We start from the raw sequence: 15,189 nt of genomic DNA on the forward strand, positions 1-15,189 counted from the left end.
ATGACGACGCCCGCGACCGCACCTCTGTATTCAGGATTTCAGTTCCATGTCTTTCCAGACCTCTGCGGCGCCGTGCGCGCTGCTCATCGGCGCCTGCCTGGCGCCCGCCTTCGCCCACGCCTACGAGGCTGATGCCCCCACCACCGTCGTCGACAGCATCATCGTCACCGGCCGCCGCAACGCCGAAGACCCCGCCGTCGTAGCCGAGGCGCGCGACCGCCTCAGCCGCACCCCCGGCGCCGTGGCCGTCGTCTCGGCCGAGAGCTACGCCGACCGCTTCGCCCAGGGCTTTTCCGACACCCTGCGCAACGTCCCCGGCGTCCTGGCCCAGAAACGCTATGGCGAGGAAAGCCGCCTCTCCATTCGCGGCTCGGGCATCGCCCAGGGCTTTCACCAGCGCGGCGTCCTGCTGGCCCAGGACGGTGTTCCCTTCGCCGACGCCGACGGCTTTTCAGACTTCCAGGGCGTGGACGCCCTGAGCGCCCGCTACATCGAGGTGTGGAAGGGATCGAACACGCTGCGCTTCGGCGGGGCGCAACTGGGCGGGGCGATCAATCTGGTGACGCCCACCGGCCGCACGGCCCGGCAGGAGAACCTGTGGCAAATGGAAGGCGGCAGCTTCGCCTCCATGCGCGGCCATGCCGCCGTGGCGCGCACGTCCGGCGACTGGGACGTCTATGCCGCCGTCACCGGGATGCAGAGCGACGGTTGGCGCGACCATAGCCAGCAGTCGCAGGGCCGCCTGACCGTCAACGCCGGCCGGTCGTTCGGCGAGGACCGCGAGGTGCGCCTGATCGCCCAGGCGGCAGACATCAGGCAGGACATTCCCGGCTCGCTGACGCTGGATCAGGCGCTGAAGACGCCGCGCATGGCTTCTGCGTCGGCTCTGGCCGGCGATCAAGCCCGCGACCTGACCGTCAAACGCCTGACACTGCAGACCCGCTGGCGTTTCCACGAGTCCACCCTGTTCGAGGGCGCGATCTGGGGTTGGGAGAAGTCCCTCTATCACCCGATCTTCCAGGTCATGGATCAGGGCAGCGCCACGCGCGGCGCCTTTGGCCGCATCGACTGGACGGGTCAGGTCGCGGGCCTGCGCGCCGACGCCTTCTACGGCTTTTCGTGGCGGGACGGAGAGGTCGAGGCCCTGCGCTACGTCAATCTGAGCGGCCTGCCGGGGGCAAAGACGGCGGACGCGCGGCAGGAGGCCTCGGGCCTCGACGTCTTCGCCGAGGGCCGGTTGTTCGTCACCGACCGGTTGGCGCTGGTCGCGGGCGGCTCCTGGGGCAGAGCCACGCGCGACTACGCCGACCGGCTGAACCCGGCCAATGACGACAGCATCGACTATGACTGGTTCTCGCCGCGTCTGGGCCTGTTGTGGGAAGCAGAGAGCGGGGCTCAGGTCTTCGCCAACGTGACCCGCTCGGTCGAACCGCCGACCTATGGGGCCCTGGTGCAGGCCCCGCTGACCGGCTTCACCCCGGTTCAGGTTCAGGACGCCTGGACCGCCGAGATCGGCACGCGCGGGCGGCGCGGCGCCCTGGCCTGGGACCTGACGGTCTATCGCAGCCAGATCGACGGCGAGATGCTGAACTTCATCACCGGCCCGGACATTCCGGCGGCGACCTTCAACGCCGACAAGACCATCCACCAAGGGATCGAAGCCGGTCTGGACTGGCGCCTGCCGGTCGAGATCGCGGACGGCTCGTTGCTGTTGCGCCAGACATATAACTGGAGCGACTTCCGCTTCGACGGGGATGCGCGCTGGGGCGACAACCGCCTGCCGGTCGTGCCTGAGCACCAGTACCGGGCCGAGCTGACCTGGCGTCATGCCTCGGGCGTCTTCGTCACCCCCTCGGTCGAGTGGCGGATCAGCAGCCCTTACGTCGACTACGCCAATACGATGAAGGCGCCCGACTACGCCCTGCTGGGCCTGACGGCGGGCTTCGACATGCGCGACGGCCTCTCGGTCTATGTCGATGCGCGAAACCTGACGAACGAGCGTTACGTCGGCGAGTTCTCGGCCGTCACCGACGCCCGCACGGCGTCCACCGCCGTCTTCTTCCCCGGCGAGGGCCGTTCGGTCTTTGTCGGCCTGCGGCTGGCCTATTGATGGGCCGCTTTTCCTCAATAGGGGCCAAGGCGCCGGACGTGATGTCCGGCGCCTATCGGGCCGTCTGGCGCTGGCACTTCTACGCCGGGGTGCTGGTCATGCCCTTCCTGATGCTGCTGGCCCTGACCGGCGGCCTCTATCTGTTCAAGGACGAGATCGATCAGGTCGCCAACCGGCGGATGATGGAGGTCGCCCCGACGGCGACACGGGCCGCGCCGGGCGACTGGATCGCCAGCGCCGCCCGGGCCGGTGGCGGCCGCGCCGCCAATCTGACCCTGCCGGCTGCGCCCGATCAGGCGGTGCGGGTGCGCGTCGACCGCCCGGACGGATCGCAGAAGACCGTCTTCGTCGATCCGCACACGGCGCGCGTGACGGGCGTCATCGACCAGGGCGGCGTCACCGAGACCATCAAGAAGCTGCACTCGCTGAGCCTGTTCGGCGGGACGGCGGGCAAGGCGCTGAACATCCTGATCGAGATCGTCGCCGGATGGACCATCGTCCTGTGCGCCACGGGGCTCTATCTGTGGTGGCCGAGGCGGCGTCAGGGCGCGGTGCTGATCCCGCATGAGACAGACGCGCGACGTCGCCCCTTCTGGCGCGACCTGCACGCCTTGGTCGGCCTCTATGTCGGCGGGATCATCCTGTTCCTGGCCGTGACGGGGATGCCATGGTCGGCCGTCTGGGGTGATCAGGTCATGGGCGCGGTCAAGACCAGCGGCTGGGGCCGTCCACCCGCGCCGGTGGCCGGGGCCTGGCAGAGGGCCGAGCATCATGACCATCCCGCCGGCGCAGGGTGGACCATGGAGGGCGTCGTCCTGCCGTCGCCACACCATGACCGACAGGACCTGACGGCGGTGGTCGCGGCGGCCGAGGCCCGCCGCCTGCCGCGCCCCTATACGGTGTCGATCCCGGCCCAGCCCGGCACGGCCTATACCGTCACGGCTCAGGTCCGTCGCGTTCAGGACAGCCGCACCCTCTATATCGACCCCGCCAGAGGCGCGGTTCTGGCCGACATCGGCTTCGACCGCTTCGGCGCCGGGGCCAAGGCCATCGAATGGGGCGTCTATACCCATCAGGGCACGCAGTTCGGCCAGATCAACCGGCTGATCATGCTGGCCGGCTGCATCGGCGTCTGGCTGCTGGGCGTCAGCGGTCTGTTGATGTGGTGGAAGCGCCGCCCGCCCAGCCTGTCGCACAGCCGTCTGGGGGCGCCGACGGCCCCGCCTGGTCCTCGCGCGCGGTTCGCCGTGCTGGGGATCGTCATCCCGCTTTGCATCCTCTATCCCCTGACGGGACTGAGCCTCGTGACCGTCCTGCTGCTGGATTTCGCCGCAAGACGTCTCATGCGGGCCCGCCCCGTCGTTTCCTGAAAGAAGAGACCCGCCATGAAACGCATTCTCGCCCTGTCCGCCTTCCTCGCCCTCGGCGCCTGTGGTCAGCCCGCCGAAAAGCCCGCTGAGGCCGCGCCCGGAACCGTCACGGTCGCCGACGCCTGGTGCCGCCCGACGCCCAACGGGGCCAAGGCCGGCGGCTGCTACGTCACCCTGACGGCCGGTTCCGACGACCGCCTGCTCAGCGTCTCGACCGCTCTCGCCGAAAGCGCCCAGATCCATGAGATGAAGATGGAGAACGGCGTCATGAGCATGGGCGAACTGAAGGACGGCCTGCCTCTGCCCGCTGGTCAGAAGGTCGAGCTGAAGCCGGGCTCGACGCACGTGATGCTGATGGGCCTGCGCGATCCTCTGGTCGACGACGGCGTCGCCTCCTTCACCCTGACCTTCGAGAAGGCCCCGGCCATCGGCGTCCACGCGGCGATCAAGCAGCCGCCGGTGGTGGATTCCGAGGAGTAGGACGGATTTCCCTCTCCCGATGGGAGAGGGCTTGAGCTTCGGAGAGCCGAAGGCGATCCGCCAAGCGAAAGGGTGAGGGTCGCAGCCCTCCATCGGCGCAAGCCGCCGCGCCACGGCTCACGCCGATTTTACAGCGCGGCCCCTCACCCTTTCGCCTTTTCCAATCGCTTCGCTCTTGGAGGCTCAAGCCCTCTCCCAACGGAGAGGGTTCAGACACAGGCGCACCTGACAAATCGGCCCGAACCCGCTAAAGGCTCGCGCTCACGAGGAATCCCATGGCTCTTAAAGTCGCGATCGTCGGCCTGCCCAACGTCGGCAAGTCCACCCTGTTCAACGCCCTGACCAAGACGGCGGCGGCCCAGGCCGCCAACTATCCGTTCTGCACCATCGAGCCGAACACCGGCGACGTGGCCGTGCCGGAAGCCCGTCTGAACCAGCTGGCGGAGATCGCCGGGTCGAAGGAAATCATCCCCGCGCGGATCACCTTCGTCGACGTGGCCGGTCTGGTGCGCGGCGCGTCCAAGGGCGAAGGTCTGGGCAACCAGTTCCTGGCCAACATCCGCGACTGCGACGCCGTGGCCTTCGTCGCCCGCTGCTTCGTCGACGACGACATCACCCACGTCGAGAACCGCATCGACCCGATCTCGGACCTCGAGATCATCGAAACCGAGCTGATGCTGGCCGACCTCGAGAGCCTGGAGCGCCGTCGCGTTCAGGTCGAGAAGCGCGCCAAGGGCGGCGACAAGGAATCCCAGCTGACGCTGAAGCTGATCGACGCCGCGCTGGAGAAGCTGCGCGACGGCAAGCCCGCGCGCCTGGCCGAGGTGTCCAAGGAGGACAAGAAGGCCTGGGACATGCTGCAACTGCTGACCGCCCTGCCCGCCCTCTATGTCGCCAACGTCGAGGAAGGTTCGGCCGACAAGGGGAATGACCTGTCCGACCTGGTGGCCAGGCGCGCCGCCGAGGACAACGCCAACTCGGTGGTCATCTCGGCCCAGATCGAGTCGGAAATCGCCGTCCTGGACGACGAGGAGCAGAAGGAGTTCCTCGAGACCCTGGGTCTGGAAGAGCCCGGCCTGAACCGCCTGATCCGCGAAGCCTACAAGCTGCTGGGCCTGCAGACCTACTTCACCGTGGGTCCCAAGGAAGCCCGCGCCTGGACCATCCCGGTCGGCGCCACCGCCCCGCAGGCCGCCGGCGTCATCCACACCGACTTCGAAAAAGGCTTCATCCGCGGCGAAACCATCGCCTTCGACGACTATGTCGCGCTGAAGGGCGAAGCGGGCGCCAAGGAAGCCGGCAAGATGCGGGCGGAAGGCAAGGCCTATGTCGTCAAGGACGGCGACGTGATGCACTTCCTGTTCAACAACTGATCCTGACACGGGGTCCGGTTAGAAAATCTGACCGGCTCCGCAGAAAATCTGAAATCCCATTGCTATCGGGGTTTTGCTAGCCTCGGGGAATGAAGGCGCGGTTCACGCGTCATACTCCCCGGGGAAACGCATGAAGTTCGACACGCTCGCCGTCCACGCCGGCTATTCGCCCGACCCGACGACGAAGTCGGTGGCGGTGCCCATCTATCAGACCACCAGCTACGCCTTTGACGACACCCAGCATGGCGCGGACCTGTTCGATCTGAAGGTGTCGGGCAATATCTACACCCGCATCATGAACCCGACCTCGGACGTGCTGGAGCAGCGTCTGGCGGCGCTGGAGGGCGGGATCGCGGCCCTGACGGTGGCCTCGGGCCAGGCGGCCATCACCTATGCGATCCTGACGATTGCAGAGGCGGGCGACAACATCATCGCCACCTCGACGCTTTACGGCGGCACCTACAATCTGTTCGCCCATACCCTGCCCCAGTACGGCATCGAGGTGCGCTTCATTGACGCCGACGACATCGCCGCCGTCGCCGCCAACACGGATGCGCGCACCAAGGCGGTCTTCTGCGAGTCCATCGGCAATCCGCTGGGCAATGTGGTGGACTTCGCCGCCCTGGCCGAAGCGGCCCACGCCCAAGGTCTGCCGCTGATCGTCGACAACACCGTGCCGACCCCCTACCTGACGCGCCCGATCGAGCACGGCGCCGACATCGTGGTGCTGTCGCTGACCAAGTATATCGGCGGCCACGGCACCAGCATCGGCGGGGCCATCATCGACAGCGGTAAATTCCCCTGGGCCGAGCACAGGGCGCGCTTTCGCCGCCTGAACGAGCCCGAGGTCTCCTATCACGGCGTGGTCTATACCGAGGCGCTTGGCCCGGCGGCCTATATCGGCCGGGTGCGGACCGTGCTGCTGCGGAACACCGGGGCGGCCATTTCGCCGTTCAACAGCTTCCTGATCCTGCAGGGGCTGGAGACCCTGGCCCTGCGCATGGACCGGCACGTCGAGAACGCCGTCGCTGTGGCGAACTATCTGAAGAACCACCCCAAGGTGAAATGGGTCAACTACGCCGGCCTGCCCGACCATCCCGGGCACGCCCTGATTCAGAAGTATTTCGGCGGCAAGGCCTCGGGTCTGCTGACCTTCGGCGTCGATGGCGGCCGCGAGGCCGGCGGACGGTTCCAGGACGCGGTCAAGCTGTTCACCCGCCTGGTCAACATCGGCGACGCCAAGTCCCTGGTCTGCCACCCGGCCTCGACCACTCACCGCCAGTTGTCGCCAGACGAACTGAAGAAGGCGGGCGTGACCGAGGACACCGTGCGCCTCTCGGTGGGCATCGAGCACATCGACGACCTGATCAAGGATTTGGAACAGGCTCTGGCGGCGGTCTGACCGTCAATCCGCCAGGGTGGTGCAGCGGATCAGGCGAACAGCCTGATCGCTGCGGTCCAGCCAGGTAAGGACCAGGGTACGATCGGTAGCGGCCAGCCGCACCCGTTCATAACGGGTCTGCCCCTCGGAATCGCACTTCAGCGCCGCTTCATAACCGGTGCTGATCTCGGTGATGCGCTGGATCTCGCACCGGTTCTCGTAACCGCGCAACTCGGTGGTGGTGATTTCGATCGGCACGCGGTCGCCGCGCGGGTTGAAACACCAGTCCGCCTCAGCCGCCCAACGCCCGACGAAGCTGACCGGCCCCGCCCCGGGCAGCATGGATTCGGCCCCGGGCGGCCGCTGCGCGGGCGGCGCGGCCGCCGCCGGCCCCTGGATGGGTTGCGCCGGCTCCGTCGGCGGATTGACACGCGACTGACGATCACAGGCAGAGAGCGCCACGATCGCCAAGCCTGAAATGAGCAAGGCTCTCATGCCTGGACAAACGAGCGAGCGGTGAGGCGGTTCACATCCGGCCAGGGCCGATCGCGAAATCCGCTCATCAGGCCATTGAGAAAGCCGATGGGGCCGCTCTGAAAATCACCCCCACGAAGAGGAGCTTCAGCAGGCTTGGAACGGGTTTGCACCTGAAGGCGACACCCGTCGCCTCATCGACGCGCCGCGTCGCTGGCCGCGCGGACCTGACCGAACTCGGAGGTCGGCTTCCAGGTCGGCCATTCCTCGCTGTTGGCCAGTTGGAGGCCCAGACGATACAGCAGGGTCAGGTTCTCGACCGCCGAGCGCAGATCCCAATCGGCCGACCATTCGTCGCTGGGCTGGTGATAGTCGGCGCCGAACTTGGCCTTCCACGCCGCCAGACCGGCTTCGCGGCCGCCCTCGACCCAGTCCACGCCATGCCAGGGCATCAGGGCCGGCACGCCCGCGCGGGCGAAGGGGAAATGGTCGGAGCGGTAGTAGAAGCCCTGCTCTGGCTGGCCGTCGTCGGAGACATAGCGACCTTCCTTCTCGGCCAGGGCCTGAAGATCGTCTTCCAGGCTGTTCTGGCCCTTGCCGAAGATCGGCACGTCACGGGTCGGGCCGGACAGGGGCAGCATGTCGATATTGATGTCGGCCACGGTCGTTTCCAGCGGATAGACCGGATCGGCGGCATAGGCGTAGGCGCCCAGCAGCCCCATCTCCTCGGCCGCCATATGGGCGAAGACGATGGAGCGCTCCGGAGCGGGCGCCGCCTTCAGCTGACGCGCCATTTCCAGCACGCCGATGGTGCCCGAGGCGTTGTCCCATGCGCCGTTGAAGATCTTGTCGTCGCCCGCCGCGTGTTCGTTGACGCCGACGTGATCCCAGTGGGCCGAGTAGATGACAGTCTCGTTCGGACGCTTGGTCCCCGGAATCCTGGCCAGCAGGTTGTGGGTCCGCAGGGTGTCGATGGTCTCGGCCGTCTCGACCGAAAGGGTCAAGTCCGGCAAGACGAAGGCGCGGAAATCGCCTGTGGCCGCGCGCGTCGCCAACCCGGCGATGTCCAGCCCCAGGGTCCTGGCCGTGTCGGCGTTGATCGCGCCCGAGAACTCCAGATCGGCCGCGCCCGGCGTCAGGATGCGGGTGCGGGCGTTGCCCTGGATCATGCGCGTCCAGGCGGCGTCGGCGGCGGCGGCCCTGGACACCGTGATGACGCCCAAGGCGCCGCGGCGTCGGGCCTCGTCCGCCTTGTAGGCCCCGGACTGGTAGTTGGTCGCATAGGGGCCGTTGAACAGGTCGCCGTCCGGCTCGCCGCCGATCACCAGGACGATCTTGCCCGCCACGTCGAGGCCGCCGTAGTCGTCCCAGCCACGCTCGGGCGCGTGGATGCCGTAGCCCGCGAAGACCAGACCCGCATTGGCGATCGAGGCCCGGCCATCATTGCTGACCGCCCGCAAGGTGATGTCGGTTCCCGGCGTCAGGGCGTGAACCTGACCGTCCGCGCCGCTCCAGCTGGCCCGGGTGGCGTCGGCGACGGGAGTGTAGCGCTTCAGGTCAATGACCTGCAGCCACTGGCCGTCCGGACCGCCCGGAGCCAGGCCCATGGCCTCGTACTGGGCCTGAAGCCAGTCCAGGGTCTTCTTCTCGCCGTCCGTGCCGGGATAGCGGCCCTGGAAGTCGTCGGCGCTGATGGTGCGGATTTCCTCCGACAGGCGCTGGGCCGAAAAGTCTTGAGCAGCGGCCGCGCCGGCGACGAACAGGAGGGCCGTGGCGGCGACGCCGCTGATGAACCGACGATGCATGGGAACTCCTCGCCCTCCCCCACGGGGGGCTTTCGCGCAAAGTAATAGGGCGGCCTCGCGAGAAGCCGCCCCTTACATTTTTGTCATGTTCCGCGCGGTGGCGGATCAGCACTCCGCCTACTTGCGCCGGTCGTCGCTGACGGCGCGAGCGGGGCCGAATTCCGAGCCCGACTTCCACGCCGGCCAGTCACGGCTGTTGGCCAGGCTCTGTCCGGCGGCGAAGACCACCTCGAGATCCTGAATCATGCCGCCATAGTCCCAGTTCGGCTCCCACTCGTCCGCAGCCTGGTGATAGCGGTTGGCGCGATACTCGGCGGCGGCGGTCAGGCGCGGGGCGACCGGCTCGTCGACATAGTCGCCCGTCGAGGACAGATAGGCCATCGGCACGCCGCGCTTGGCCAGAGGGAAGTGGTCCGAGCGGAAGTAGATGCCGGCGCCCGCCCCTGCGTCGCCCTCGAAGCCGCGCCCCTGGGCCGCCGCCAGCGCGATGACGCGCTCGTCCAGATCGGACTGGCCATAGCCGGTCACGCCCAGCTTGCTCATCCGCCCGAGGACGCCCATGGCGTCGAGGTTGAAGCCCGCCACCGTGGTTTCCAGCGGATAGAGGGGATTGGCGGCGTAGAATTCCGAACCCAGAAGGCCGCTTTCCTCGCCGGTGAAGCTGATCATGACGATGGTGCGCTCGGGCTTCGGCCCCTTCGACCACTGACGCGCCAGTTCCAGCAGGCCGGCCGTGCCCGAGGCGTTATCCACGGCGCCGTTGAAGATGCGGTCGCCGCTGGCGTCCGGCTCGCCCATGCCGATGTGATCCCAGTGACCGGTGTAAAGGATGGTCTCGTCCGGGTGGGTCGTCCCCTCCAGCCTGGCCACCACGTTATGGGTGGTGATCTGGTCCGTCTTCACGTCAAACCGGGCGTCGATGGTCGCGCCCGCCAGTTCGACGGGCTGGAAGTCGCGGCTGCGCGCCTTGATCTTCTCCTGCTCGAAGTCGAGGCCGGCGTGGCGGAACATCTCGACGGCCACGTCACGCTGGATCCAGGCCTCCATCGGCACGCGCTCGGCCGAAGGGTTCTGACGCACGATGTCGAACTGGGGCACCGACCAGGAGTTGGCCACGGTGGTCCAGCCGTAGGAGGCCGGGCGGGTTTCGTGGACGATCAGCACGCCCGCCGCGCCCTGACGCGCGGCCTCTTCGTACTTGTAGGTCCAGCGGCCGTAGTAGGTCATGGCCTCGCCGCCGAAGGTGTTCAGGGCGGGCTCTTCGAAATCGGCGTCGTTGACCAGCACCACGATCACCTTGCCGCGCACGTCGGTCTTGAAGTCGTTCCAGCCACGCTCGGGCGCGTTCGTGCCGTAGCCCACGAAGACCAGGGGCTTGCCGCGCAGATCGACTCCGTCGCTGGGCAGGCGCGTGGTGATGGTGGCCTGCTGGCCCTGGGTCAGGGCTTGTGACCAGTCGCCGACCTTGATCTGGCCGCTGACATTGGAGACGGTGAAGCGGTTCAGGCCGACGGCCTGGGTCCAGCCGCCATTCTCGCCGCCGGGCGCGAAGCCCGCGGCGGCATACTGCCCGCTCAGGTAGTCGATGACCTTCTGCTCGGCGGGGGTGGCGATGCCGCGCCCCTCGAAGCTGTCGTCCGACAGGACCTTGATGTCGTTGGAAATGCGCGCCGCGTCGAAGTCGGGCGTCTGGGCGACCGCGCCCGAAGCCAGCGAAGCGGCGAACAACAGGACGGCGGCGGACGACATCAAACGCATGGAGACAGACCCCTCAACCAAATCAGAGGCCCGGACCCTATCGGTCGAAATCCGCAGAGTCGATGCAGGCGCGAGGCGGCGCAGACACGAAAAAACCCGCCGGATCGCTCCGGCGGGTTATCTCGTCTCGAAAGCGACGCGCCCTAGTGGGTGACGCCCTTCCAGATGCGGCGGTAGCTGGCGTAGGTGATCCCCGCGAACAGCAGCAGGAAGATGATCACGCCGAAGCCCATCTGCTTGCGCTCGGTCGCCTTGGGCTCGGAAGTCCAGGCGATGAAGGCGGCGACGTCCTTGGCCATCTGATCGACGGTGGCTTCGGTGCCGTCGTCATAGGTGACCTGACCGGCGCGCAGCGGCGCCGGCATGGCGATGAAGCCGCCCGGAGGGGCGTGGCCCTCGCCTTCCCAGAACGGGGTCAGGTCGCCGGCCATGTAGGGGTTGTAATGCTGGCTCGAGGTCATTTTCAGACCCCTGGGCGGCGTCACGTAGCCCGACAGCAGCGAGTAGATATAGTTGGCGCCGTCATGACGGGCCTTGGCCATGACCGAGAGGTCGGGCGGCGTCGCGCCGCCGTTGGCGGCGGCCGCAGCCGTGGCGTTCGGATAGGGCGACGGGAACTTGTCGGCGGTGGTGGCGTCGCGCATCAGCGCCTCGCCCGTCTCGCTGTCGATGTCCGCGACCTGAACTTCCTTGGCCAGGGCCTTCACGACCGGGTTGTCGTTCGGGTTCGGATATTCCGGGTTCCAGAACGGCCCGTGCTTGTCGCCCAGGTTGCGGAAGTGCACCAGGTTCATGCCGTGGCACGAGGCGCAGACTTCCTTGTAGACCTTGTAGCCGCGTTGCAGCTGGCCCTGATCATAGGTGCCGAACGGCCCCTCGAAGCTGAAGCCGCCGCTGCGCGGATGCTTGGCGCCCCCGGCGGCCAGCGCCGGAGCGGCGGTGGCGGCCAGGCCCAGAGCGGCCGTCAGAACGACCAGGGTTTTGCGGAAGGACACGGTTTTCTTCTCGTTGGAAATCATCGCGTTCAGGCCTTCTGCTCGGCTTCGCCCGACAGGACCGGCTCGGAAATCGTCGCCGGGACCGGCAGCGGCTTCTCGCGCAGGCCGAGGAACGGCATCAGCACCAGGAAGAAGAAGAAGTAGTAGGCCGTGAACAGACGCGTCAGCCACAGGTAGGAGTTCAGCTGGCCGTCGATCAGGTTGAAGCTGGGCATGCCCGGCACCACCGGAGCGTCCGGCAGCTGGGCGCCGCACCAGCCGAGGCCGAAGCAGACGAACAGGAAGATGATGAAGAAGGTCTTCATCGTCGGGCGGTAGCGCATCGAGCGCACCTTGGACGTGTCCAGCCAGGGCAGGACGAACAGGACGCCGATCGCCGCGAACATGGCCACCACGCCGCCGAACTTGTCGGGGATGGCGCGCAGGATCGCGTAGAAGGGCAGCATGTACCACTCAGGCACGATGTGCGCCGGGGTCTGCAGCGGGTTGGCCGGGATGTAGTTGTCGGCGTGGCCCAGGGCGTTCGGCTGATAGAAGACGAAGACCGCGAACAGGATCAGGAACAGGATGATGGCGAAGCCGTCCTTGACCGTGAAGTAGGGGTGGAAGGGCAGCATGTCCTTCTTGGCGCGGTCCTTCGGGATCAGGATGCCGACCGGGTTGTTCTGACCGGCGGCGTGCAGGGCCCAGAGGTGCAGCACCACGCAGCCAGCGATGACGAACGGCAGCAGGTAGTGCAGCGAGAAGAAGCGGTTCAGGGTGGCGTTGTCGATCGCCGGGCCGCCGCGCAGCCAGATCAGGATCGGCTCGCCGACGACCGGAATGGCGCCGATCAGGTTGGTGATGACCTCAGCGCCCCAGAAGGACATCTGGCCCCAGGGCAGGACGTAGCCCAGGAAGGCGGTGGCGATCATCAGGAAGAAGATGACGCAGCCGATGATCCAGATCATCTCGCGCGGGGCCTTGTAGGACCCGTAGTAGAGACCGCGCAGCATGTGCAGGTAGACGGCGATGAAGAACATCGACGCACCGTTGGCGTGCACGTAACGGATCAGCCAGCCGCCGTTCACGTCGCGCATGATGCGCTCGACCGAGGCGAAGGCCAGGTCGACGTGCGGGGTGTAGTGCATGGCCAGAACAATGCCGGTGATGATCTGCGTCATCAGGCACAGGGCCAGGATGCCGCCGAAGGTCCACCAGTAGTTCAGGTTCCGGGGGGTCGGCAGGTTGGCGTAGTCCATGCCGAAGCGGATGATCGGCAGGCGGGTGTCCATCCACCGCTCGATCGCGGTTTTGGGGACGTAGGTGGATTCGTGATCGCTCATGGGTCCTCTGTCCGTCCTCAGCCGATCTTCACGCGGGTGTCGGACACGTATTCGTAGTTCGGCACGATCAGGTTCAGCGGCGCCGGGCCCTTACGAATGCGGCCCGAGGCGTCGTAGTGCGAACCGTGGCAGGGGCAGAACCAGCCGCCGTAATCGCCGGCGTTGAAGGTCGGCACGCAGCCCAGGTGGGTGCACGAACCGACGACGACCAGATATTTCTCATGGCCGGCCTTGGTGCGTTCGGCGTCGGTCTGCGGCGGGCTGCCCACGGCGCCTTCGTCGATGACCTTGGTCAGCTCGGCCGGGGTGCGGTAACGCACGAAGACCGGCTTGCCCTGCCACTTGATGACGACCTGCTGGCCTTCCTGAACCTTGGTCAGATCGAATTCGATCGAGGCCAGGGCCAGGGTGTCGGCGGCGGGGTTCATCTGGTTGATCAGCGGCCAGGCCACCATCACGCCAGCACCGACCGCGGCGGCGCCGGCGGCGATGTGGATGAAATCGCGGCGGGTGGCGTCGCCGCCCCCGTGTTGGCCCTCAGGCCCTTCAGCATTCACGACCGATTCGGCCACGCTCTCACCTCTGCACTCCCGATCGCCCGTCCCCGAAAGGGGTTAGTCGTCGGCATGGATCGTCCCTGCGAGACGGCAGAAGATGCCTGCGGCCCCTGTTTTACCGCATTCCACGCAAGTTGCTGACACAACTTGCGAAACGGTCGCAACAAAGACCGCGACAAGACCCCGCCCCGCGCGTATGACGGCCTTAGAATGCGTCTCGCCCTTTTTCAACCTGACATCCCGCAGAATGTGGGCGCCTGTATCCGACAGAGCGCCTGTTTCGGCGTGGAATTGCACGTCATCGAGCCCACCGGCTTCCGTTTCGACGACCGCGCCATGAAGCGCGCGGCCCTCGACTATGGCCCGCTCAGCCACATGACCCGCCACGCCGACTGGGACGCCTTCCAGCGCGACCGCGCGCCCGGACGACTGGTCCTGTTCACAACCAGGGGCGCCACGCCCCTGCCCGATTTCGAATTTCAACCGGACGATATCCTGTTGTTCGGCAAGGAAAGCGCCGGCGCGCCGGATTACGTCCACGCCGCCGCCGACGCCCGCGTCGTCATCCCCATTCGGCCCGAGACGCGTTCGCTGAACCTGTCGGTCAGTGCAGGCATCGCCCTGTGGGAAGGGCTGAGGCAGACCGGCGCGCTCATCCCCCGCTGATGATCATGCGCGCGGCTCAGGGTTTTCCCGGATAGCCGCCACGCGCGCACGCGCGAACGTGTCGGCATGCGCGACCTACCCAAGCGGCTTGTCATCCCTGTGTTTCTGATTGCGTCCCTGGCCGCTGGCCAAGGGCGTGCGCAGTCGCTGGACGAACGCTACTGGATCGAGGCCTCCGTCATGTGGGCCGATCTCGATACGCGCGGTGATTTTCGTCTGCCCAAGGCGCCGGAAGGGGGGCAGATGGACTTCGAACGCGATCTCGGCATGGACGACCGGGAGACGCTGGCCGCGATCAGTGGTGGGTATCGCCACTCTGAACGTCTGACGATCAACGCCGACATCTACCGCCTGGACCGGTCCAGCACGGAGGTTCTGAAGCGCGACATCCCCTTCGAGATCGTGACCTTTCCCGCCACAGCCACCATCGACAGCAGCTTTCGCTCGGATATCTATCGCTTAACCCTGGGATACTCGCTGATCCGACGCGACAATCTCGAGGCCGGGGCGGCGGTCGGCCTGCACGCGACCGATTTCGATATCCGGTTGGCGGGACGCGGAAAGGTCGGCCCCGTCGAGGTCGAAGAAGTCGTGCGACGTCGGACCTTCCTGGCGCCCTTGCCCACTGCGGGTGTTTACGGCGTCTGGCGGCCGACGCCGAAGGTCACGTTCAACGGCCGGGCCGACTATCTGTCGCTGAGCCTGGGCGACTATCACGGCGGCGTACTGAACATGCAGGCCGGCGCCGCCTACGCCGTATCACAGCGTGTCGATCTCGGTGTCATGTACCGCTACGTCGATTACGATCTGAGCATTGAGAAGCGCAAATGGGCCGGCGGACTGAGGTATCAGTTCAGCGGCCCAGCCGTCTTCGTGCGCGCCCGATTCTGAC

Annotated in this window: 13 protein-coding genes; 7 read left to right on the forward strand and 6 right to left on the reverse strand. The window is 66.9% G+C overall.

Annotated features, from left to right (window positions below; all coding sequences use genetic code 11):
• Positions 1–46: 46 nt before the first annotated feature.
• The 5 genes from ACZ5XO_RS10755 to ACZ5XO_RS10775 all read left to right on the forward strand — a co-directional run bounded on the left by ACZ5XO_RS10755 (position 47) and on the right by ACZ5XO_RS10775 (position 6,735).
• Positions 47–2,110: a TonB-dependent receptor family protein gene (locus tag ACZ5XO_RS10755; protein ID WP_464162347.1), complete on the forward strand. Its 2,064-nt coding sequence runs from the start codon at positions 47–49 to the stop codon at positions 2,108–2,110.
• A 41-nt stretch (positions 2,111–2,151) separates the two neighbouring features.
• Positions 2,152–3,480 carry a PepSY-associated TM helix domain-containing protein gene (locus ACZ5XO_RS10760; protein WP_464162348.1) on the forward strand — a complete coding sequence of 443 codons (1,329 nt, stop codon included), beginning with the start codon at positions 2,152–2,154 and terminating at the stop codon, positions 3,478–3,480.
• Between the two features lie 15 nt (positions 3,481–3,495).
• The gene (locus ACZ5XO_RS10765) at positions 3,496–3,960 is read left to right on the forward strand and encodes a copper chaperone PCu(A)C (RefSeq protein ID WP_464162349.1); all 465 of its coding nucleotides are present in this window, start codon (positions 3,496–3,498) and stop codon (positions 3,958–3,960) included.
• A gap of 275 nt (positions 3,961–4,235) precedes the next feature.
• A complete protein-coding gene (gene ychF / locus ACZ5XO_RS10770; RefSeq protein WP_464162350.1) occupies positions 4,236–5,333 on the forward strand; it encodes a redox-regulated ATPase YchF in 1,098 nt (365 codons plus the stop codon).
• A 130-nt stretch (positions 5,334–5,463) separates the two neighbouring features.
• Positions 5,464–6,735: an O-acetylhomoserine aminocarboxypropyltransferase/cysteine synthase family protein gene (locus ACZ5XO_RS10775; protein WP_464162351.1), complete on the forward strand. Its 1,272-nt coding sequence runs from the start codon at positions 5,464–5,466 to the stop codon at positions 6,733–6,735.
• Between the two features lie 3 nt (positions 6,736–6,738).
• Here the strand turns inward: ACZ5XO_RS10775 and ACZ5XO_RS10780 are convergent, their stop codons facing one another.
• From ACZ5XO_RS10780 to petA, 6 genes are all read right to left on the reverse strand, one after another.
• Complete coding sequence (locus tag ACZ5XO_RS10780; RefSeq protein WP_464162352.1) at positions 6,739–7,176, reverse strand: hypothetical protein; 438 nt, start codon at positions 7,174–7,176, stop codon at positions 6,739–6,741.
• Between the two features lie 206 nt (positions 7,177–7,382).
• Complete coding sequence (locus ACZ5XO_RS10785; RefSeq protein ID WP_464162353.1) at positions 7,383–8,993, reverse strand: M28 family peptidase; 1,611 nt, start codon at positions 8,991–8,993, stop codon at positions 7,383–7,385.
• Positions 8,994–9,110: 117 nt separating this feature from the next.
• Positions 9,111–10,751: a M28 family metallopeptidase gene (locus ACZ5XO_RS10790; RefSeq protein ID WP_464162354.1), complete on the reverse strand. Its 1,641-nt coding sequence runs from the start codon at positions 10,749–10,751 to the stop codon at positions 9,111–9,113.
• Between the two features lie 143 nt (positions 10,752–10,894).
• On the reverse strand, positions 10,895–11,770 hold the full coding sequence (locus ACZ5XO_RS10795) for a cytochrome c1 (protein WP_464162355.1): 876 nt from the start codon (positions 11,768–11,770) through the stop codon (positions 10,895–10,897).
• Positions 11,771–11,775: 5 nt separating this feature from the next.
• Positions 11,776–13,074: a cytochrome b gene (locus tag ACZ5XO_RS10800; protein ID WP_312784327.1), complete on the reverse strand. Its 1,299-nt coding sequence runs from the start codon at positions 13,072–13,074 to the stop codon at positions 11,776–11,778.
• Positions 13,075–13,091: 17 nt separating this feature from the next.
• Complete coding sequence (gene petA / locus ACZ5XO_RS10805) at positions 13,092–13,646, reverse strand: ubiquinol-cytochrome c reductase iron-sulfur subunit (RefSeq protein WP_292081833.1); 555 nt, start codon at positions 13,644–13,646, stop codon at positions 13,092–13,094.
• A 195-nt stretch (positions 13,647–13,841) separates the two neighbouring features.
• On the opposite strand from petA, the gene ACZ5XO_RS10810 reads away from it, so the two are divergent.
• A complete protein-coding gene (locus ACZ5XO_RS10810; RefSeq protein ID WP_464162356.1) occupies positions 13,842–14,297 on the forward strand; it encodes a tRNA (cytidine(34)-2'-O)-methyltransferase in 456 nt (151 codons plus the stop codon).
• A 66-nt stretch (positions 14,298–14,363) separates the two neighbouring features.
• The gene (locus tag ACZ5XO_RS10815) at positions 14,364–15,188 is read left to right on the forward strand and encodes an outer membrane beta-barrel protein (RefSeq protein ID WP_464162357.1); all 825 of its coding nucleotides are present in this window, start codon (positions 14,364–14,366) and stop codon (positions 15,186–15,188) included.
• Position 15,189: the final 1 nt, after the last annotated feature.

The organism is Brevundimonas sp. T2-11, from assembly GCF_055397675.1.

Bases quoted from the DNA above. Each gene is read 5' to 3' on its own strand.
- ACZ5XO_RS10755 (WP_464162347.1), top strand. From the start codon at position 47: ATGTCTTTCCAGACCTCTGCGGCGCCGTGCGCGCTGCTCATCGGCGCC.
- ACZ5XO_RS10760 (WP_464162348.1), top strand. From the start codon at position 2,152: ATGTCCGGCGCCTATCGGGCCGTCTGGCGCTGGCACTTCTACGCCGGG.
- ACZ5XO_RS10765 (WP_464162349.1), top strand. From the start codon at position 3,496: ATGAAACGCATTCTCGCCCTGTCCGCCTTCCTCGCCCTCGGCGCCTGT.
- ychF (WP_464162350.1), top strand. From the start codon at position 4,236: ATGGCTCTTAAAGTCGCGATCGTCGGCCTGCCCAACGTCGGCAAGTCC.
- ACZ5XO_RS10775 (WP_464162351.1), top strand. From the start codon at position 5,464: ATGAAGTTCGACACGCTCGCCGTCCACGCCGGCTATTCGCCCGACCCG.
- ACZ5XO_RS10785 (WP_464162353.1), bottom strand. From the start codon at position 8,993: ATGCATCGTCGGTTCATCAGCGGCGTCGCCGCCACGGCCCTCCTGTTC.
- ACZ5XO_RS10790 (WP_464162354.1), bottom strand. From the start codon at position 10,751: ATGCGTTTGATGTCGTCCGCCGCCGTCCTGTTGTTCGCCGCTTCGCTG.
- ACZ5XO_RS10795 (WP_464162355.1), bottom strand. From the start codon at position 11,770: ATGATTTCCAACGAGAAGAAAACCGTGTCCTTCCGCAAAACCCTGGTC.
- ACZ5XO_RS10800 (WP_312784327.1), bottom strand. From the start codon at position 13,074: ATGAGCGATCACGAATCCACCTACGTCCCCAAAACCGCGATCGAGCGG.
- ACZ5XO_RS10810 (WP_464162356.1), top strand. From the start codon at position 13,842: ATGCGTCTCGCCCTTTTTCAACCTGACATCCCGCAGAATGTGGGCGCC.
- ACZ5XO_RS10815 (WP_464162357.1), top strand. From the start codon at position 14,364: ATGCGCGACCTACCCAAGCGGCTTGTCATCCCTGTGTTTCTGATTGCG.